Consider the following 18,643-nt stretch of genomic DNA (forward strand, 5'->3'; position numbering starts at 1 on the left):
GTCCTGCACGCCGTTGGCGTTGGTGTCTTCCCAGACCTTGTCGCCCAGGGTGGCGAGGCCGGGGGACGGCACGTTGAAGGTGATGGTGTTCGGGGTCGCGTCAAGATCGACGCCGCCGCAATCGGGGTCGATGCCGCCGTCGTCACGAACCTGGAAGGTGAGGCCGAAGTCACCGCCGGCAGAAGCCGGGGCAACGTAGGTGAGGTGGCCGGCGTCGATCTCGGAGGCCAGGATTTCCTGGCCGGCGGTTACGGCGACGCCGTTCAGCAGCAGCGCGCCGCTGGCGGGCACAGCGTTCACGACGACGGACTTGAAGGCGTTGCCGTCGATCGGATCGGTGAAGCCGAAATCGGCAAGACCCAGCACATAGACGTCGCCATTGGCGACGGTGACGGATTCGTCGGCACCAGAGGGTGCGTCATTCACCGGCGTCACGTTGACCGTCACGTCGAGCGTGAAGGTGTTGCCGGTGCTGTCGTAGCCAAGCACGCGAATGAGCTTGGCGCCGTTGAAATTCGGGATGGCGGACGCGTCGAGCGTCAGGGTGTCCTTGTCGACGGCGGTGAAGAAACCCGCGGTGAACAGCACCCACTTGGCGCCGTCATAGACGTAGAGCTTGATCTTGGCGGGATCGACTGCGCTGTAGCCGGGATCAGCCTGCTTGAGCAGGTCGAACAACTCGAAATTTTGACTGGTGTCTTCGCAGACTGAGACGCTGGTTACGTAACTCGTATTTGACATGAACGATCTCCACTTTTCTGTTTTGGATACCGCCGAAGCCGGAACTGGCCCACGACGAGTCGAGAAAATCGGAGATCAAACTGCAATTTACGGGCCACCTCGACGCGATTATTTGTCAAAAACACTAAATATCGTTCATCTCAATGGCTTATCGAATCCTTTCGCCATTTTTACATCTGCAAAAAATCACAAACCACTAAGCCCTGTAAAAAAATCCGACAAGCCCACTTGAAACAAAGCGTCGCAGGAAACCGGATGCAACCATGATGAAACCCTGAAACACGCCCTAAAAAAGCAACCAAGCAACTGTTTTAAAACGATTAATGCACGACGAAAAGACACCCCGGCAAACCTCAAAGGACATCGCGCACCTCGCAACCGGGGCCGTAAAAGGTCGGAAAAATCCCGACATGAACTATTCCACGCACCGCACCCAATCAACGCTGGTCATTTAACTCAATATGAAATTTTTATCCGACCACCCTCGGGAGCGCCAGAACACTGCCCACAAAAACATAGCAATCGTCAAATTCAGTCAATTTGCCTAATCCCGCCCATACCAAAGACAGGAAATTTGTCACAAACAACCCGGCGTGAATTTTGCAAAACGAATACTCGTGACTTTTTAACATTTGCCATATGGCACCTTATGGCACCATCGCCACCTGACCGTTGCCACGGCGCCTCGAAAGCCGTGCGCAACCTTGGGAAAGCCTGCTGCCCCAGCCCCGGTCGGCCCCTCTTCCGCCGATCCGGACGGCAGCCCCAGACGCCCTATTGAGAACCCAGCCCATGCGCGAATCCCCTTCTTCAACACCCGGCGCAGCTTCGGTCGACGGGGTCATCGACCAGTTGCAGTTTCTGGCCCACTTCTTTGGAAAACGCGCCGATCCGATGCAGCTGCTGGCCGATACGCCGGTGGTGGATGGCTGCATCACCGAAGCCCAGATGCACGAGTGCGCCCGTCGCGGCGGCCTGTCGCTGAGCCGCGCAAAGAAGGGCGTGCCGGAATTCAAGCCGTCGGAGCTGCCGGCGATGGTGTTCAGTGCCGAAGGGGGCGATCCGCTGGTGCTGCTGCGCCGCGATGGCGACACCTTCGAATGCGTGCAGGCGGGCATCCAGGGCACCGTCAAGCTAGGGCTCGAGCAGGTGGTGGCCGAACACCCGGGCGCCGCCTGGTTCGTGCGGCCGATGGTGTTCTTCGACACCCGCAGCCTGCTCTACCACCTGCCCCGCCCGCGCCGCTGGTTCTGGGACACCCTGCTGGCCAACAAGCCGATCTACGGCTGGGCGCTGCTGGCCACGGTGCTGACCAACGTCTTCGCGGCGGTGATCCCGTTCTACACGATGTCGGTGTACGACCGCGTGGTGCCCAACAACGCGCTGGACAGCCTGTGGGTGCTCACCGGCGCGGTGGTGGTGGTGGCCCTGTTCGACCTGGTCATCAAGATGCTGCGCAGCTACCTGCTCGAATCCGCCGCCCGCAAGGCCGACGTGGCCATGTCATCCCACGTGTTCGCCCAGGCACTGCGCCTGCGCGCGGCGGCCCGCCCGGCCTCTGGCGGGGTGCTCGCCAACATCGTGCGGGATTTCGAATCGGTGCGTGAGTTCGTCACCTCATCCACCCTCACGGTGCTGGGCGACGTGCCCTTCATGCTGTTCTTCCTGGTGCTGATCGGGATCATCGGCCACTGGCTGGTGCTGGTGCCGCTGCTCCTGATCCCGGTGACGATCTTCGTGTCGTTCATGATCCGCAAGCCGCTCACCCGCATCCTCGGCGCCAACATGCAGGAATCGGCCCAGCGCACCGCCCACCTCTTTGAAGTGATGAACGGGGTCGACACCATCAAGACCCTCGGCGCCGAAGCCTGGGCCCGCCGCCAGTGGGAGATGCTGACCGTCAAGATCTCCGAGAACTCGGTGCAGATGCGCGAGTGGACGTCCTTCGGCACCTACATGTCTCTGCTGGTCACCAACCTGGATTCGATCCTGCTGGTAATGTTCGGCGCGCTGATGATCAGCTCCGGCGACCTGACCATGGGCCAGCTCATCGCGTGCTCGATGCTCGCCACCCGCGCCATCACCCCGGCCACCCAGATCGCCGCGCTCATCGTGCGCTACGAGCAGACCCGCCAGGCCATCGACGCCCTCGACAAGATCATGGAGGCGCCCACCGACGAGACCACCGACAGCCTGCACCTGCCGCGCATGTCGGGCCGCATCGACTTCCGCGACGCCCACTTCGCCTACCCCAACTCGGCGCCGCTGCTGAAGGGCCTCAACCTCACCATCCGTCCGGGCGAGAAGGTCGGCTTCATCGGCCGCATCGGCTCCGGCAAGAGCACCCTGTTCAAGCTGCTCCTCAACCTCTACAGCCCCGACCAGGGCGCGGTGATGGTGGATGGCATGGCGGTAAACCAACTCGAACCCCAGAGCCTGCGCCGCCAGGTGGGCTACGTACCCCAGGACGTGGTGCTGTTCCACGGCGACATCCGCGAGAACATCCTCCTCGGCAGCGCCCAGGTGAGCGACGCCGACATGCTCGAAGCCCTGCGCCTGTCGTGCCTGGACGAAACCCTCGCCCAGATGCCCAACGGCCTCGGCACCCAGGTTGGCGAGCGGGGCGAACGCCTCTCCGGCGGCCAGCGTCAGGCGGTGTCCATCGCCCGCGCCCTGGTCCAGCAGCCGCGCATGCTGCTCCTCGACGAGCCCTCCAGCATGATGGACCCGGCCACCGAAGCCCGCCTGATCGAGAACCTGCGCAACATCAAGGGCACCACCATGCTCCTGGTCACCCACCGCACGGCCATGCTGCCGCTGGTGGATCGGCTGGTGGTGCTCGACCAGGGCCGGGTTGTCCTCGACGGCCCCCGCAATGAAGTCCTTCGCAAACTGCAGGGCGGGCCGGCACCGGTCGCCCCCCGGGAGGCCGCAGCATGAAACTCGCTTTCCAGTCCGCCCAGCCCCGCATCGAGGCAGAACCCATCAGCAGCCATCCGGATTTCGACCGCGGCCCCCGCAAGGCCGTGATGATCCTGCTCGGCACCACGGCCGCCTTCTTCGTGATCTTCTTTGCGTGGATGAGCTTTGCGCCCCTCGACATCTCGGTGAATGCCGTCGGCACGGTGGTGCCCTCCAGCCGCCTGCAGCAGATCCAGAGCATGGAAGGCGGCATCCTCCAGGCGCTCAACGTGCGTGAAGGTGCGGTGGTCAAGAAGGGCGACGTGCTCGCCATCGTCCAGAACCTGCAGTTCAACGCCGAACAGGGCGAAGCCCAGCAAGGCCTGTGGGGCGCCCAGGCGGCCATCGCACGCCTCGACGCCGAAGCCCGCAACGCCGCGCCGAACTTCCCGCCCGACCTCGAGAAGAACGCGCCGGATCTCGTCCGCGAACAGCGCAACCTGTGGCAGACCCGCCGCCAGGAGCGCGAGAACACCCTCGAAACGCTCTCCCGCCAGGTCACCCAGCGTCAGCAGGAGCTGGCCGAAGCCCGTGCCCGCCACCAGGCCATCAGCGAATCCATCGGCCCGGCCCGGGAAACCCTGGCCATCGAGGAGCGCCTCGCTGCCAACGGCGCCGGCGCCAAGGCCGACCTGCTGAACGCCCAGCAGCGCTACTCCAGCCAGAAGGGCGAACTGGAAACCACCCGCATCGCCATCGGCCGCATCCAGGCCGCGGTGGCCGAAGCCCAGGCCCGCCTGTCGGAGACCCGCTCCCGCTTCTTCGCCGAGATCAGCAAGGAGAAATCCGAAGCCGAACTGCGCGCTGCCCAGATCAGCGAGCAGCTCACCGGCCGCAACGACCGCGTCGCCCGCCGCGAGATGCGCGCCCCGATGGACGGCGTGGTCAATCGCCTGCTCGTCAACACCGTGGGCGGCGTGGTGAAGGCCGGCGAGACCATCATGGAAGTCGTGCCCGCCGAAGACCGCCTGCTCATCACCGCCAAGGTCAAGCCGTCCGACATCGCCTTCCTCAAGCCCGGCCAGGATGCCCGCATCCGGGTGACCGCCTACGATTCGTCGATCTTCGGCTCGCTGCCCGGCAAGGTCGTGCGCGTGGGCGCCGACGCGGTGGTCGATGGCGAGAAGAAGGAAACCTACTTCGAAGTCCTCCTCGAAGCCGAAAAGAACTACCTCGGCGACCCTGCGGAGCACCTCACCATCTCCCCGGGCATGGCCGCCGACGCCAGCATCCAGACCGGCAAGCGCACGATGATGGAATACATGCTGAAGCCCATCGTCAAGACCCTCGACAAATCCCTGCGCGAACGCTGATGAGCCCGAACCCGAACGCCCGCCCCCACCGCCGCACCCGTCTCGCCGCCATCCTGGCCACCCTCGGCCTGGGCCTTGCCGCCGGCATCGCCCACGCCGAACCGCTGCCGGCGGTGGTGGACAAGGTGCTCCTGCAGCAGCCCAGCGTGCGCTCCGCCCAGGCGCTGCTGCGCGCCGCCGAAGCCCAGGTCGTGCAGGTGCGCTCCGACTTCCTGCCCAGCGTCGGCCTCAGCTACCGCAACTCCGATTCCCGCGACGAGACCCTCGGCACGCCCATCGACCGCAACGTCCGGCGTACCGACGCCACCGTGCGCTGGAACATCTTCAACGGCGCCACCGACACCAACCGGCTGCGCGCCGCCGGCTTTACCCGCGACGCCGCCGACGCCGACCTGGACAACGTGCTCGAGCAGGTCGCCTACGAGATCACCGAGAACTACAGCGACGTGGTGCGCCTGCGCCAGCTCATCACCAGCCTGCAGGCCACCATCGCCAGCCAGGAGCGGGTCGAGGCCAACGTCGCCCACCGGGTGGACGCCGGCCGCATCGCGTCGTCCGAGCTCGACCTGATGCGCGTGCGCCTGATCCAGAACCGCACCCTGCTGGGCCAGCTGCGCGCCCAGCTCGGCACCGCCGAGTACCGCTACCGCCTGCTCACCGGCGAAGCGCCCGACAGCCTCGTCGCCCCGTCGATCCTGCCGGCCCCGGCCCTCGCTGGCGCCGACCCGGTGGACGCCCTGGTCGAGCGCATCCACGAACGCAACCCGCGCCTGCGCGCCGCACTCCAGCGCACCGCCGCCCGCCAGGCCGACGTGGGCGCAGCCCGCGGCCTGTTCTTCCCGTCGGTGGATCTGTCTTACAGCAAGCGCCTCGACAACACCACGATCCCCGTCCCCACGGCCGACACCCAGCGCGCCGCACAGCTGGGCGTGAACCTCGACATCCCCCTCGGTGGCAAGAACATCGGCCGCCACACCGAGGCCGTCGAGCGCCACCAGGCCGCCCAGGCCGACGCCGACGACCTGATGATGAAGGTCTCGAAGGACATCACGGATCTGTACCGCCAATACACCGAAGCCCGCGGCATCGCGCCCCAGCTCGAACAGCGCGTCGCCGCCGCCCAGCGGGTGGCCGGGGCTTACGAGCTGCACTTCGAGGCCGGCCGGCGCTCGCTCAACGACCTCTCCATCGCCCAGGGCGACCTCTTCGACGCCCAGCGCAACCTGGTGGACAACCGCGCCCAGCAGACCACCCTCCAGGCCCAGCTGCTCGGCCTCGCCGGCGAACTGCGGGAAGCCCTGCGCAGCCGCTACCGCCCCGCGCCGATCGCCCCGGAGCTCCTCGGCACCCGCTATGAGTCTCCCGCCCTGGCCGCCGCGCCCGCGCACGTGGTCGAAGCCGCGCCGGCACCGCAGATCGAGCTGATCGAACCGGCCGTCAGCATCGACCCGGCCATCCGCGCCCGCATCGACGCCTGGACCAGCGCCTGGACCGCCGGCAACTTCGACGCCTACCGCGCCGTTTACACCACCGACTTCCAGCCTGGCAAAGGCCGCAGCACCGCCGACTGGGAAGCCGAGCGGCGCCAGCGCGTCACCCAGGCCAAGTCGCCGCGCATCCGCATCGACAACCTGACGACCCGCAGCAGCGACGCCAGCCGCGTGGTCGTGCAATTCACCCAGCACTACACCGCCGCCCAGTACAAGGACACGGTGCGAAAGCAGCTCGAATGGGTGAAGGCCGACGGCCAGTGGAAGATCGCCCGCGAAACCGCCAGCCCCGCCCGCCCTGCCAAGGCCCCCGCCGCCGAATAAGCCACCCCATCGCCGGGACGACGGAAGACACACCCTTTCCGTCGTCCCGGCCGGCGCCCTCTTAGCCGCTCCACCCGCCCCACGCAAGACAGCTGCCGAAGGTTTTTACAATCCTTCACCGGGCTACGCTTGGCCCCGCCCAGCGATTTTTTCCAGCCTCTTGACGAAAAAGGCGATTTCGCCGTTTTTTGCATAAATTTTAAATCTGGCGCAGAAATTGCTCGAATTTTCGTAACTTCGAAATTCACGCTCAACCGAGCAGGAGCTCATCATGCGCCTCATCACCACCGCCCTCGTCGCCGCCCTTGCGGCCCCCGCGGCCTTCGCCGCCCCCGCTTACTGGACCGATTGGACCAGCGAGATGTCCTCCGCCTCCGGCGTCACCGGCAGCATCACCACCGGCACGGATACCGTCGGCGTCACCTTCACCGGCCTCTACAGCTTCGCCCAGCTCAGTGGCGGCACCTTCTACTGGACCAATCCGGCCACCTACACCAGTGCAACCGTCGACAATGCACCGGCCACCGTTGATCTGATCGGACTCAATCGAGGCGGGGCCAAGACCATCACCTTCAGCCAGAGCGTCCACAACCCGCTGATCGCCCTGACCAGCTGGAACGGCAATGTCGTCGATTTCGGCGCCCCCATCACCGTCCTCAGTGAAGGCTGTGGCTACTGGGGCTGCGGCACGGCCCTCGTCAACGCAGGGGGCACCGGCTTCACCGGCAGCGGCGAGATGCACGGCGTCATCGAGTTGCTGGGCGACTTCACCTCGATCACCTTCACCGATACCAGCGAGAACTGGCACGGCTTCACCGTCGGCATCCAGGGCATCGCCGATCCCGGTACCGGCGTGCCCGAACCGGCCTCCCTGGCCCTCATCGGTGGCGCCTTGGCGGCCCTCGCTGTGGTGCGTCGCAAACGCTGAACGCGTCTGACCGGCCACACAAAAACGGCAGCCCCACCGGCTGCCGTTTTTGTTTGTCGCCGCTGTAACCGATCTGGAACCGCCCTCACCCCAAGCTTCGTTCGCCCCGCCCTGGCGGCGGCCCATAACGAACAAGGGGAAGACACATGCAAATGAGCGTTCAATCTGGCGCAGCGACACTGCTCGCCATCGGCCTGACGACGCCCGCCATCGGCGGCGAGATCAAGAACACCGAAGAGATGAACTGCCCGGGAGACGGTACGGTGTACTGGGCGCGCTTCGACAGCAAGGGCGGCAAATACGACACCGGCAGCAAAGCCTGCAAGAAAGGCGAAACCGTGAAGGTGCCCCTGGAGGACAACGGCGGCGCAAAGGCGATCGGCTTCTTCCAGGCCGGCAAGAAGCTGCCCGACCCGCTCGCCATCGAGTACTTCATGTCCTGGGATGGCACCGGCTACCGGCTGGATGATCTGGCCTACGGCATCTATCTGACGATCGGCAGCACCCCCTACCGGGTACCCCTGTTCGAGAGCACCGTCAGCGAACTCTATGCGCTGATCGACATGACACCCTACCTCGCCGCCACGCCGGCCCTGGACCCGACCATCACCTACGACTTCAGCGCCGGCAACTCGGCGAGCCTGCCCGGCGTGCGAATCTCGACCACCGAGCCGGTGTTCTCGGCCACCGACGGCTGGACGATCTCGCCCTACACCGGCCCGGCCACCCTGCTCGCCGAGGTCAGCGGGCAGGCCACCCACATTCCGGAACCCGCCACCGCGCTGCTCGGGCTCACCGGCCTTGCGGCACTCGGCGCGCTGCGGCGCCGACGGCTCGGCAACTGAACCCACCTCTCCCGCCGCTGCGCAGCGCGACGGCTGGATGCACAGCTCACAACCCCAGACTGCTCCACATCTCGTCCACCCGCTGCTTCACCTCCGGGCTCATCTCGATCGCCCGACCCCACTCGCGGTTGGTCTCGCCCGGCCACTTGTTGGTGGCATCGAGGCCCATCTTGGAGCCCAGGCCGGCCACCGGGCTGGCGAAGTCCAGGTAGTCGATGGGGGTGTTGTCCACCAGCGTGGTGTCGCGGGTGCCGTCCATCCGGGTGGTAAGCGCCCAGATCACTTCCTTCCAGTCGCGGATGTTCACGTCGTCATCCACCACGATGATGAACTTGGTGTACATGAACTGGCGCAGGAAGCTCCAGATCCCGAACATCACCCGCTTGGCGTGGCCGGGGTACTGCTTGCGGATGCTCACCACCGCCAGCCGGTACGAGCAGCCCTCCGGCGGCAGATAGAAGTCGACGATCTCGGTGAACTGCTTCTGCAGGAGCGGCACAAACACCTCGTTGAGCGCCACGCCCAGCATCGCCGGCTCGTCGGGCGGCTTGCCGGTGTAGGTGCTGTGATAGATCGGGTCGCGCCGATGGGTGATGCGCTCGATGGTGAACACCGGAAATTCGGCCTGCTCGTTGTAATAGCCGGTGTGGTCGCCGTAGGGGCCTTCGAGTGCGGTCTCGCCCGGGTGGATCACGCCTTCGAGGATGATCTCGGCCGACGCCGGCACTTGCAGATCGGAGCCGATGCACTTCACCAGCTCGGTCTTGGCGCCGCGCAGCAGGCCGGCAAACTGGTATTCAGACAATGAATCGGGCACCGGCGTCACCGCCCCGAGGATCGTCGCCGGATCGCAGCCCAGCACCACCGCCACCGGGAAAGGCTGGCCCGGATTGGCCTTCTGGTGCTCCAGATAATCCAGCGCGCCGCCCCGGTGGGCGAGCCAGCGCATGATGACCTTGTTGGGGCCCAGCACCTGCTGCCGGTAGATGCCCAGGTTCTGCCGCGTCTTGCTGGGGCCACGGGTCACCACCAGCCCCCAGGTGATCAGCGGCGCCACGTCGCCCGGCCAGCAGTGCTGGATCGGCAGGCGGCCCAGATCCACGTCCGCCCCTTCCTTCACCACCTGCTGACACGGCGCCGACGACACCGTCTTCGGCGACATGTTGAGCACCTGCTTGAACACCGGCAGCTTCTCCCAGGCGTCCTTCAGCCCCTTGGGCGGCTCCGGCTCCTTCAGGAAAGCCAGCAGCTTCCCGGTCTCGCGCAGGGCGCTCTGCCAGTCGTCGCCGCTCTCGCCCATGCCCAGCGCCACCCGCTGGGGCGTACCGAACAGGTTGGCCAGCACCGGCATGTCGTAGCCCTTGGGCTTCTCGAACAGGATCGCCGGGCCGCCGGCGCGCAGCACCCGGTCACAGATCTCGGTCATCTCCAGGTGTGGATCGACCTCGACGCTCACCCGGCGCAACTCCCCCAGCTGTTCCAGACGGGCGATGAAGTCGCGCAGGTCAAGAATTTTCGTGCTCATTGAATCTCATGCCTCTCGGATCGCGGCCCTGCACCGGGCCCGCATGGCGAAAGGACGGAATGGTAATGCGGATTCCGACCCGCCGCTTCGATAAGGTAATTTTATCGTTTCAGTCAATTGTCGACGATTTTTACAAAATACAGCCAAACCTTTACATAAAGATACACAACCCATTGTCTTTGTTAAATTTTTCGATTCTGGCATGCTTGTTGCTCATTTTAGGCACGGTACGCACACCCAGGCGCTCAGACCCAGGCGCGCACCTTTCGCTCAAGCACCCTCATCGTCAATCGTCATAAATCAAGGAGTTACCCCGGTTATGAAAGCCAGCAAACTCTCCATGGCCGTGCTGCTCGCAGCCACCGGCCTCGTGGCAGGCGGCGCCAACGCCGCGGCCATCATCGACAACGGCACCGTGCAGATCGGCGTCCGCGACCTCGGCGACCTGAACGTCAGCGGCGGCACCAGCGCAGCGGGCAGCGGCACCTCCATCGTCGGCCTGCGCTCGATGACCACCAACTCCGATTCCACCTCGCCGGGCTGCACCTGCGAAGGCTGGGGCGTCGGCATCGCCAGCACCGGCCAGGCCGGCTACGCCAACAGCTCTGTCGGCACCGCCAACCTGTCGCTGGTCAGCTTCACCTCGACCGCCAACAGCGCGGTCTCGGTCGTGAACGTGCTGAACTCCGCGGGCGCCACGATCCTGCAGGTCACCCACGACTACCACCCCCTGGCCACCACCCCGTACCTGTACGAAACCGTCGTCAAGATCACCAACCTGACCGGCGCCGATCTGGCCGCGGGCGATCTGGTCTACCGTCGCGTGATGGACTGGGACATCCCCAGCCCGGGCCACGAATCCGTCAGCATCCAGGGCGTGCCCGCGCTGCTCGGCATCGCCAACGGCAGCAACGTCCGCAAGACCGACAACAACGGCTTCAACTCCGGCAACCCGTTCTCGTTCTCGTCCTACGGCCTGACGAACACCAACTACGTCAACTCCCAGAGCGGCAACCTGCAAGGCTCCGCCAGCTCTGACCAGGGCGCCCTGTTCGACTTCGAATTCGAAGCCCTGGCCAATGGCGCCACCCGCGTGTTCGCCACCTATTACGGCGTGGCCCCGAACAAGGCAACCGCCGATGCCGCCCGTAGCCTGGTCGACGGCGACGCCTCCACCGTCGATATCGCCCTGTACTCCTACGGCTCCTGCGCCTCTGGCCTGACCGGCTGCGATCCGACCACCGGCGCGCCCGACACCTTCATCTTCGGTTTCGGCTCCTCGGCCAGCGGCGTGCTGCTGCCCCCGCCCCCGCCGACCGGCGTGCCCGAACCCGCCACCCTGGGCCTGCTGAGCCTGGCGATGGCTGGCATGGGCCTGTCCCGCCGCAAGCGCGCCTGATCATCCGGCCGCTGTGACACCAACCCCATTCAGGACAACCTGAATGGGGTTGTTTCTTTTGGAGTCTGGCAAACTAAGCCCTCCTCTTGCCACCTGTCCGGGATCATGAAAAAACGCGCTGCTGGCACCCTGCTCCTCGCCCTCCTCACCCTGGCCGGCAGCCCGGCCCACGCACTGCTCGAAATGTCGGAAAGCGGCGCGACCCGTTTCGAATCGCCTGCCACCGCCAAGGAAACCCCCTTCAGCGAAAAGCTCCGCGCCGGCCACGAAGCCCTGCGAAAGCTCGACTATCCGCGCGCCGAGGCCCTCTTCAACGAAGCCGCCCAGATCAATCCCCAGTCGCCGCTACCCGCCCTCGGTCATGCCGAATCAGCCCGTATCCGCAACCTGCCGGACGACGTGCGCAAGTGGCTCAAGCAGGCCCTCGACATCGCCCCGAAAAGCGCCGACGCGCTGACCGCCTGGGGGCGCTGGCAATACGCCCAGAAGAACTACCCGGAAGCCGAAAAGGCGTGGAAGGCCGCCATCGCCGCCGACGCCCGCGCCGCCATCCCGCTGGTGGATCTGGGCGACCTGAACTACAACGTCCGTCACAACATCGACGTGGCCGCCGACTTCTACCGCCGCGCCCTGCAGATCAACCCCAAGCTCGGCGGCGCCCATTACGCCCTGGGCACGATCTGGCTGGACAAGAAAGCGCCGGACAAGGCCATCCGCGAGTTCGAGGAATCCGCCAGGCTGTCACCCGGCAACCCGCTGCCCCAGCACGGCCTGGGCCGCGCGCATCAGATGCAGCAGAGCTACAAGGCCGCCCACGCCGCCTACGACCGCGCCCTGACAACCAACGCCGATTACTACCCGGCCCGCCTCGCCAAGGGCGACGTCTTCCTGGCCCAGGGCGAAGTCAAACAGGCGGTCGGCGAATATCAGGCCGTCGCCCGAGCCCAGCCCAAGCTCTACGACGCCCAGCTCAAGCTCGGCATGGCCCAGCAGCAGGCCGGGCAGCTCCGCGAAGCCCAGGCCGCCTACCAGGCCGCTGTCCGGCTCAACCCCGATCTGCCGCTGCCTTACAACAACATGGCCTGGATGGCCGCCAGCGACCCGGCCAACAAGCCCTCCGACGCGGTGCTCGAATGGGCCCGCAAGGCCGTCGCCCTGGCGCCAAAGGTGGGCGACTTCCAGGACACCCTGGGCTGGGTGCATTTCAAGCGGGGCGAATCGGCTGAAGCCATCAAGGTGCTGGAGAAGGTCAGTCACGCGGAAGGCCGCCAGTCTGCCGGCGTCCACTACCACCTGGGCTCCGCCTACGCGGCGGCCGGCCGTACGCGGGATGCGGTCACCGCGTTCAAGACAGCCCTCAAGCTCGACCCGAACTTCGCCGAAGCGGGCGACGCCAAGGCCCAGCTGGCAAAGCTCGAAGGCAGCGCCAAACCCTGAGCAGGCACCGACACCTCATCGGGACGCACAAAAACCAGACGGCCGCTCTTCAGCGGCCGTCTGTCATGAGGCGGAGCATCACCTGCCCATAAGCAGGCCAAATGGCTCAGTCGAGCAAGCCGTTGATCGCCTTGATGTCTTCGTCACCCAGCGTACCCGCCGCGGCCTTCAGCTTGAGCTGGGCCAGCAGGGTGTCGTAGCGGGCCTTGGAGAGCTTCTGCAGCGTGTCGTAGAGCTGGCTCTGGGCGTTGAGCACGTCGATGTTGATCCGCACGCCCACCTCGTAGCCGAGCTTGTTGGCGTCGAGGGCCGAGCGGGACGACACCTGAGCGGCCTCGAAAGCCTTCACCTGAGCCAGCCCGCTGGTCACGCCCAGGTAGGCCTGGCGGGCGTTCTGGGCGGCGGTGCGGCGGGCGTTGTCGAGATCGGCGCTGGCCTTGTCACGCAGGGCGGAGGCCTCGCGGACGCGGGAACTCACGCTGCCACCCTGGAACAACGGCAGCGCGAGCTGCACGCCGACGACGGTGGAATCAGTGCTGGTGCGGATCGGCGTGAGCGCCGACAGGGGCGCGGTGGACGACGCCGTGTTGCCATAGCTCGCCACCAGATCGACGGTCGGCAGGTGGCCGGCGCGGTTACGCTCGACTTCCCGCTGGGAGATTTCCTGGGCCACCTGGGCGGCCTGCACGGTGTAGCTGCCGTTCTCGGCGGAATTCACCCACGCCTGGATGTCGGCCGGCTCGGGACGGCTGAGGGCCACGCCCTTGCGTAGGCCCTTCAGGGCGTCGGGCTCCTTGCCGGTGAGCACCAGCAGGGCATGACGCTTGACGGCCAGATCGCTCTCGGCGGCGATCACCTGGGCCGACGACAGATCGGCGCGGGACTGGGCTTCATGGACGTCGGTGACGGTGACCGTGCCCACCTCGAAGCTCTTCTTCGCCAGCGCCAGCTGCTGGGTGTTGGCCTCGTGCAGCGCGCTGGCCGCGGCCAGCACGTCCTGGGCGACCAGCACGTCGAAGTAGGCCTGGGCGGCCCGCAGGGTCAGATCCTGACGGGCCAGCTGGTACTGGGCCTCGGCCAGGGCCACCTGCATCTCGCCCTGCTTGTACTGCACCCAGTTCTGCCAGCGGAACAGCGGCTGGGTGAGCTGGACCTGCCAGCCGTTGCTGTTGTAGCCACGGGTGACGTCGTAGTGCTTGAGGTCGACGTCGTTCCAGCTGGAGTTGCCGGTGAGATTGAGTGACGGCAGCAGGCCGGCACGCCCCTGGGGCAGCTTTTCACGACCGGCCTCGAGGGACGCGCGGGCACTTGCCAGCGCCGCGTCATAGGACAGGGCATCCCGGTAAACCTGTTCGAGATCCGCCGCCCACGCTCCACCCGCCGCGAACCCTGCCGCCATCGCCAGCACTACACGTCCTGCAACCCGTCTCATCGCGTTCTCCGTCACTCGTTTCGCACGTCTCAATACTGGGGCATCGCAGGGTCGACCTGCTGGGCCCACTGGGCCACGCCGCCGGCGAGGTTGATCACCTCGCCAAAGCCCTGGCGCTCCAGGAACATCGCCACCTGCATGCTCCGCCCGCCGTGGTGACAGATCACCACGATCTCGGCGTCGTCAGGCAGCTCCTGCATCCGCGCCGGCACGCTGGCCATCGGCATCGGCACCGAGCCCGCGATAGCACAGTAGGCGAACTCGGAGGGCTCGCGGACATCGAGGAGAAAAGGCGCAGGACGGGTCGCGTCCTGCAGCCATTCGGCCAGTTGTGGCGGGGTGATGTGCTTCATCGGGTAACGGGGCTCAGAACTTGAAATGGCTCTTCTGGGGCGCGTTGCGCATCATCGGCACGAGGTTCTCGAAGAGGGACTCGGTGCGGAACTTGCCTTCGGCCACGTGGGTGATGAGCTGGGCAGTCATCAGCGGCGCTTCGCCCACGAAGGCGAACAGACGGCCACCGACCTTGACCTGCTGCAGCAGGGTTTCGGGCACGTAAGGCACACCGCCGGAGACGACGATCAGGTCGTAAGGCGCGCCGCCGGCCCAGCCGCGCACGGCATCACCTTCCTCGACGATGACGTTCTCGACGCCGTAGCGCTTGAGGTTGTCGTGGGCCATGTTGACCAGGGCCGGCTCGATGTCGACCGTGCGCACCCACTCGGCCTTGGCAGCCAGCAGGGCGGCGAAGTAGCCGGAACCGGCGCCGATTTCGAGCACCTTGTCGGAACGCTTGACCTGCACGGCCTGCAGCACCTTGCCCTCGATCACCGGGATCAGCATGCTGCCGCCGTTGCCGAGGGGAATCTCGGCTTCGGACAGGGCGAGCGACTTGTAGACTTCCGGCACGAACTCCTCGCGGCGGACACTCATCAGCGTGTCGAGCACGCCAAAATCCAGCACCTCCCAGGGGCGGATCTGCTGCTCGACCATATTGAACCGTGCTTGTTCGTAATTCATTTGGGGCTCCCCGAATAATATTAGCAGAAGCTAATATTTATGATCCGCATAAAAACTTTCGGATTCTAGCTTACTTGTGCACTGCGCAGTTCATCCGGCTCGCGCCGGACGCGATACCACGCCGCGTACAGCGCCGGCACGAACAGCAGGGTGAGCAGCGTGGCGACGATCAGGCCGCCCATGATCGCCACCGCCATCGGCCCGAAAAAGGCGCTGCGGGTGAGCGGGATCATCGCCAGCACGGCCGCCGCTGCGGTGAGCGCGATCGGCCGCAGCCGTCGCACCGCCGACTCCACGATGGCGTTCCAGATCGACAGCCCCTTCTCCACGTCCTGCTCGATCTGATCCACCAGAATCACCGAGTTGCGCATGATCATCCCGAACAACGCGATGGTGCCCAGCATCGCCACGAAGCCGAAGGGCTGGTTGAACAGCAGCAGGAACAGCACCACCCCGATCAGCCCCAGCGGCGCGGTGAGCACCACCATCGTCGTACGCGAGAAGCTGCCCAGCTGCACCATCAGCACGGTAAAGACGACGCCCAGGAACAGCGGGAAGCCCGCATTCACCGAGCTCTGGCCCTTGGCGCTCTCTTCCACCGCGCCGCCGGTCTCGATGCGATAGCCGGCCGGCAGCTTGGCCCGGATCGGCTCCAGCTGCGGCGCCACCTGGGCGGTGACGGTGGGCGCCTGGACCCCATTCACGTAGATCTGCCCCCGCACGGTGATGCTCGGTTCCCGGTTGCGCCGCCACACCAGGCCCTGCTCGTAGGCGTAGCCGACGGTGGCGACCTGGGTCAGCGGCACGGATTTGCCGGCCCGGGTCGGGATCGCCAGTTCGGCCACCAGCGAGAGCTTGTCGCGCTCGAAGGCGTCGCCGCGCAGCACCACGTCGATGGACTCGATGCCTTCCCGGTAGCTCGTCGCCACCAGGCCGCGCTGGCTGCTGTTGAGGAAGTTGGCCACGTCCTGGGTGGTCAGGCCGAGCAGCCGCGCCTTACGCTGATCCACCTCGACGCGCAGCACCTTGGATTGCTCATCCCAGTCCAGCTGCACATCCGACAGATTGACGTTGCCACGCATCACGTCGGCCACCTCGGCGGCGTACTTGCGTACCGTCGGGATGTCCGGCCCGCTCACCCGGAACTGCACCGGGAAGCCCACCGGCGGGCCGTTTTCCAGCCGGGTGACGTTGGCGCGCAGGTTCGGGAATTCCTTGCGGAACAGCTCGATCATCCGCTCGCGCAGCGCCTCGCGGCTGGCGATGCTGTCGGTCAGCACCACAAACTGCGCAAAGTTGGCGGCCGGCAGTTGCTGGTCCAGCGGCAGATAGAAGCGCGGGCTGCCGGTGCCCACGTAGGCCACGTAATTGTGGATGCCCTTCTCGTTCTTCAACACCTCTTCCAGCTTTTCGACTTCCGCCTTGGTCGCCCGCAGGCTGGCGCCCTCCGGCAGACGCAGGTCGATCAGCAGCTCAAGCCGCGTCGAGTTCGGGAAGAACTGCTGCTGAACCATCCCGAAGCCGACGAGGGCCGTCGCGAAGATCGCCAGCGTGGTGCCGATCACCACCCAGCGCCGCGCCACGCACCAATCCACCACTGCCCGGAAGCGGTTGTAGAACGGGGTGCGGAACACCGAATCCTCGTCGCCCTCGATGTGCGGATCACCCAGGCCGATGCGGTCCTTGAAGGCATCAATCCGCGGGAAACGCTTCGAAAACCAGCTCGGCTTCTTCGGCCCGCGCGGATCCGGCAGCAGCACGTAGCCCAGGTAAGGCACCACGATCACCGCCGCCAGCCACGACGCCAGCAGCGCGATCGCATTCACCTGGAAGATCGAGCGGGTGTATTCGCCGGTGGACGACTGCGCCGTGGCGATGGGCAGGAAGCCCGCCACCGTCACCAGCGTGCCCGACAGCATCGGCCCCGCGGTGCTGGTGTAGGCAAAAGCCGCGGCCTTGCTGCGCTCCCAGCCCTGCTCCATCTTCACCAGCATCATCTCGACGGCGATGATCGCGTCGTCCACCAAGAGGCCCAGCGCCAGGATCAGCGCGCCCAGCGAGATCTTGTGCAGACCCACGTCAAACAGCCGCATCCCGAAGAAGGTGACCGCCAGCACCAGCGGAATCGAAAGCGCCACCACCAGCCCGGTGCGCAGCCCCAGCGAGAAGAAGCACACCACCAGCACGATGATGACCGCCTCGGCCAGCGAATGGACGAACTCGCTGATCGAGCGCTGCACGGCTTCCGGCTGGCTGGCGACTTCCTTCAGCTCCATGCCCACCGGCAGGTTGGCCTGGATGCGGGCGGTCGTTTCCTTGAGGTTGGCGCCCAGGGCGATGATGTCGCCGCCCTTCGCCATCGACACGCCAAGGCCCAGCGCGTCCTGCCCCTGGAAGCGGAAGCCCGGCGCCGGCGGCTCGACGAAACCGCGCCGCACGGTGGCGATGTCGCCGATGCGCAGCTCGCGCCCGCCGGCCCGGATCGTCATGTCGCGGATCGCCTCGACGGTGTCGAAGGCGCCGCTCGGGCGCAGGTAGATCCGCTCGTCCTTGGTCTCGAAATAACCGCCGGGCACCACCGCGTTCTGCTGGGCCATGGCGGTCGTCACCGTCTGCACGTCCAGCCCCAGCGTCGCCAGCCGCGCGTTGGAGAGTGACACGTAGATGCGCTGCTCCTGCTCGCCGATCAGATCCACCTTGGCCACGCTGGGCACCCGCAGCAGCTCGGCGCGGATCTTGTCGCTCTCGGCCTTCAGCTGGGCGTAGTCGAAGCCATCGCCGGTCAACGCGTAGATGTTGCCGAACACGTCACCGAACTCGTCGTTGAAGTACGGCCCGCGGATCGTCGTCGGCAGCGTGCCACGGATGTCGCCGATCTTCTTGCGCACCTGGTAGAAGATGTCCGGCACGTCCTTCGCCGGCGTCGAATCCTTGGCCACGAACAGCACCACCGATTCGCCCGGCCGCGAATAGCTGCGCAGGTAGTCCACGTTGGGCACCTCCTGCAGCTTCTTCTCGATGCGGTCGGTCACCTGCTCTTCCATCTCCCGCGCCGACGCGCCGGGCCATTCGGTGCGCACCACCATCACCTTGAAGGTGAAGGGCGGGTCTTCCGACTGGCCGAGCTTCTGGTACGACAACACCCCGACCAGCGCCAGCAGCACGATCAGGAAGCGCACCAGCGGCTGGTGGCGCAGCGCCCATTCCGACAGATTGAAACCCATCGCC

Annotated in this window: 14 protein-coding genes; 8 read left to right on the forward strand and 6 right to left on the reverse strand. The window is 65.9% G+C overall.

What is annotated here, in order from left to right:
• Positions 1-741 (reverse strand): Ig-like domain-containing protein (locus Q0672_RS15410; RefSeq protein ID WP_298623566.1); only part of this gene is annotated, 741 nt, incomplete at its 3' end.
• On the opposite strand from Q0672_RS15410, the gene Q0672_RS15415 reads away from it, so the two are divergent.
• From Q0672_RS15415 to Q0672_RS15440, 6 genes are all read left to right on the forward strand, one after another.
• Positions 740-973: a hypothetical protein gene (locus Q0672_RS15415; RefSeq protein ID WP_298623568.1), complete on the forward strand. Its 234-nt coding sequence runs from the start codon at positions 740-742 to the stop codon at positions 971-973. The genes Q0672_RS15410 and Q0672_RS15415 overlap by 2 nt on opposite strands.
• A gap of 560 nt (positions 974-1,533) precedes the next feature.
• Positions 1,534-3,681: a type I secretion system permease/ATPase gene (locus Q0672_RS15420; RefSeq protein ID WP_298623570.1), complete on the forward strand. Its 2,148-nt coding sequence runs from the start codon at positions 1,534-1,536 to the stop codon at positions 3,679-3,681.
• Positions 3,678-5,015, forward strand: a complete 1,338-nt coding sequence (locus Q0672_RS15425) for an HlyD family type I secretion periplasmic adaptor subunit (RefSeq protein WP_298623572.1) — start codon at positions 3,678-3,680, stop codon at positions 5,013-5,015. The genes Q0672_RS15420 and Q0672_RS15425 overlap by 4 nt, the downstream gene beginning before the upstream one ends.
• Positions 5,015-6,829, forward strand: a complete 1,815-nt coding sequence (locus Q0672_RS15430; protein ID WP_298623574.1) for a TolC family protein — start codon at positions 5,015-5,017, stop codon at positions 6,827-6,829. The genes Q0672_RS15425 and Q0672_RS15430 overlap by 1 nt, the downstream gene beginning before the upstream one ends.
• A gap of 271 nt (positions 6,830-7,100) precedes the next feature.
• Complete coding sequence (locus tag Q0672_RS15435) at positions 7,101-7,757, forward strand: PEP-CTERM sorting domain-containing protein (RefSeq protein ID WP_298623576.1); 657 nt, start codon at positions 7,101-7,103, stop codon at positions 7,755-7,757.
• A gap of 152 nt (positions 7,758-7,909) precedes the next feature.
• Positions 7,910-8,602, forward strand: a complete 693-nt coding sequence (locus Q0672_RS15440) for a PEP-CTERM sorting domain-containing protein (RefSeq protein WP_298623578.1) — start codon at positions 7,910-7,912, stop codon at positions 8,600-8,602.
• Positions 8,603-8,648: 46 nt separating this feature from the next.
• Here Q0672_RS15440 and ubiD read toward each other — a convergent pair whose 3' ends face one another.
• Positions 8,649-10,127, reverse strand: a complete 1,479-nt coding sequence (gene ubiD / locus Q0672_RS15445; protein ID WP_298623580.1) for a 4-hydroxy-3-polyprenylbenzoate decarboxylase — start codon at positions 10,125-10,127, stop codon at positions 8,649-8,651.
• A 319-nt stretch (positions 10,128-10,446) separates the two neighbouring features.
• On the opposite strand from ubiD, the gene Q0672_RS15450 reads away from it, so the two are divergent.
• Together Q0672_RS15450 and Q0672_RS15455 are read left to right on the forward strand one after the other, a co-directional pair.
• Positions 10,447-11,526: a PEP-CTERM sorting domain-containing protein gene (locus Q0672_RS15450; RefSeq protein ID WP_298623582.1), complete on the forward strand. Its 1,080-nt coding sequence runs from the start codon at positions 10,447-10,449 to the stop codon at positions 11,524-11,526.
• 105 nt (positions 11,527-11,631) lie between these two features.
• Entirely contained in the window at positions 11,632-12,963 is a 1,332-nt protein-coding gene (locus Q0672_RS15455) for a tetratricopeptide repeat protein (protein WP_298623584.1), read from the forward strand.
• Positions 12,964-13,069: 106 nt separating this feature from the next.
• On the opposite strand, the gene Q0672_RS15460 is transcribed toward Q0672_RS15455, so the two are convergent.
• From Q0672_RS15460 to Q0672_RS15475, 4 genes are all read right to left on the reverse strand, one after another.
• Positions 13,070-14,395, reverse strand: coding sequence for a TolC family outer membrane protein (locus tag Q0672_RS15460; RefSeq protein WP_298623586.1), 1,326 nt, complete (start codon positions 14,393-14,395; stop codon positions 13,070-13,072).
• 29 nt (positions 14,396-14,424) lie between these two features.
• Positions 14,425-14,748, reverse strand: coding sequence for a rhodanese-like domain-containing protein (locus tag Q0672_RS15465; RefSeq protein ID WP_298623588.1), 324 nt, complete (start codon positions 14,746-14,748; stop codon positions 14,425-14,427).
• A 13-nt stretch (positions 14,749-14,761) separates the two neighbouring features.
• Positions 14,762-15,415, reverse strand: coding sequence for a protein-L-isoaspartate O-methyltransferase (locus Q0672_RS15470; RefSeq protein ID WP_298623589.1), 654 nt, complete (start codon positions 15,413-15,415; stop codon positions 14,762-14,764).
• A 65-nt stretch (positions 15,416-15,480) separates the two neighbouring features.
• On the reverse strand, positions 15,481-18,639 hold the full coding sequence (locus Q0672_RS15475; protein WP_298623591.1) for an efflux RND transporter permease subunit: 3,159 nt from the start codon (positions 18,637-18,639) through the stop codon (positions 15,481-15,483).
• Between the last annotated feature and the right edge of the window lie 4 nt (positions 18,640-18,643).

Origin of the sequence: uncultured Zoogloea sp. (assembly GCF_937894855.1) — a bacterium.
Classification (GTDB): Bacteria; Pseudomonadota; Gammaproteobacteria; order Burkholderiales; family Rhodocyclaceae; genus Zoogloea; species Zoogloea oryzae.

What these genes read in the sequence shown, in the direction of transcription:
- Q0672_RS15465 (WP_298623588.1), bottom strand. Translation starts at nt 14,748, where the DNA reads ATGAAGCACATCACCCCGCCACAACTGGCCGAATGGCTGCAGGACGCG.
- Q0672_RS15475 (WP_298623591.1), bottom strand. Translation starts at nt 18,639, where the DNA reads ATGGGTTTCAATCTGTCGGAATGGGCGCTGCGCCACCAGCCGCTGGTG.
- Q0672_RS15425 (WP_298623572.1), top strand. Translation starts at nt 3,678, where the DNA reads ATGAAACTCGCTTTCCAGTCCGCCCAGCCCCGCATCGAGGCAGAACCC.
- Q0672_RS15450 (WP_298623582.1), top strand. Translation starts at nt 10,447, where the DNA reads ATGAAAGCCAGCAAACTCTCCATGGCCGTGCTGCTCGCAGCCACCGGC.
- Q0672_RS15420 (WP_298623570.1), top strand. Translation starts at nt 1,534, where the DNA reads ATGCGCGAATCCCCTTCTTCAACACCCGGCGCAGCTTCGGTCGACGGG.
- Q0672_RS15415 (WP_298623568.1), top strand. Translation starts at nt 740, where the DNA reads ATGAACGATCTCCACTTTTCTGTTTTGGATACCGCCGAAGCCGGAACT.
- Q0672_RS15440 (WP_298623578.1), top strand. Translation starts at nt 7,910, where the DNA reads ATGAGCGTTCAATCTGGCGCAGCGACACTGCTCGCCATCGGCCTGACG.
- Q0672_RS15460 (WP_298623586.1), bottom strand. Translation starts at nt 14,395, where the DNA reads ATGAGACGGGTTGCAGGACGTGTAGTGCTGGCGATGGCGGCAGGGTTC.
- Q0672_RS15435 (WP_298623576.1), top strand. Translation starts at nt 7,101, where the DNA reads ATGCGCCTCATCACCACCGCCCTCGTCGCCGCCCTTGCGGCCCCCGCG.
- Q0672_RS15455 (WP_298623584.1), top strand. Translation starts at nt 11,632, where the DNA reads ATGAAAAAACGCGCTGCTGGCACCCTGCTCCTCGCCCTCCTCACCCTG.
- ubiD (WP_298623580.1), bottom strand. Translation starts at nt 10,127, where the DNA reads ATGAGCACGAAAATTCTTGACCTGCGCGACTTCATCGCCCGTCTGGAA.
- Q0672_RS15430 (WP_298623574.1), top strand. Translation starts at nt 5,015, where the DNA reads ATGAGCCCGAACCCGAACGCCCGCCCCCACCGCCGCACCCGTCTCGCC.
- Q0672_RS15470 (WP_298623589.1), bottom strand. Translation starts at nt 15,415, where the DNA reads ATGAATTACGAACAAGCACGGTTCAATATGGTCGAGCAGCAGATCCGC.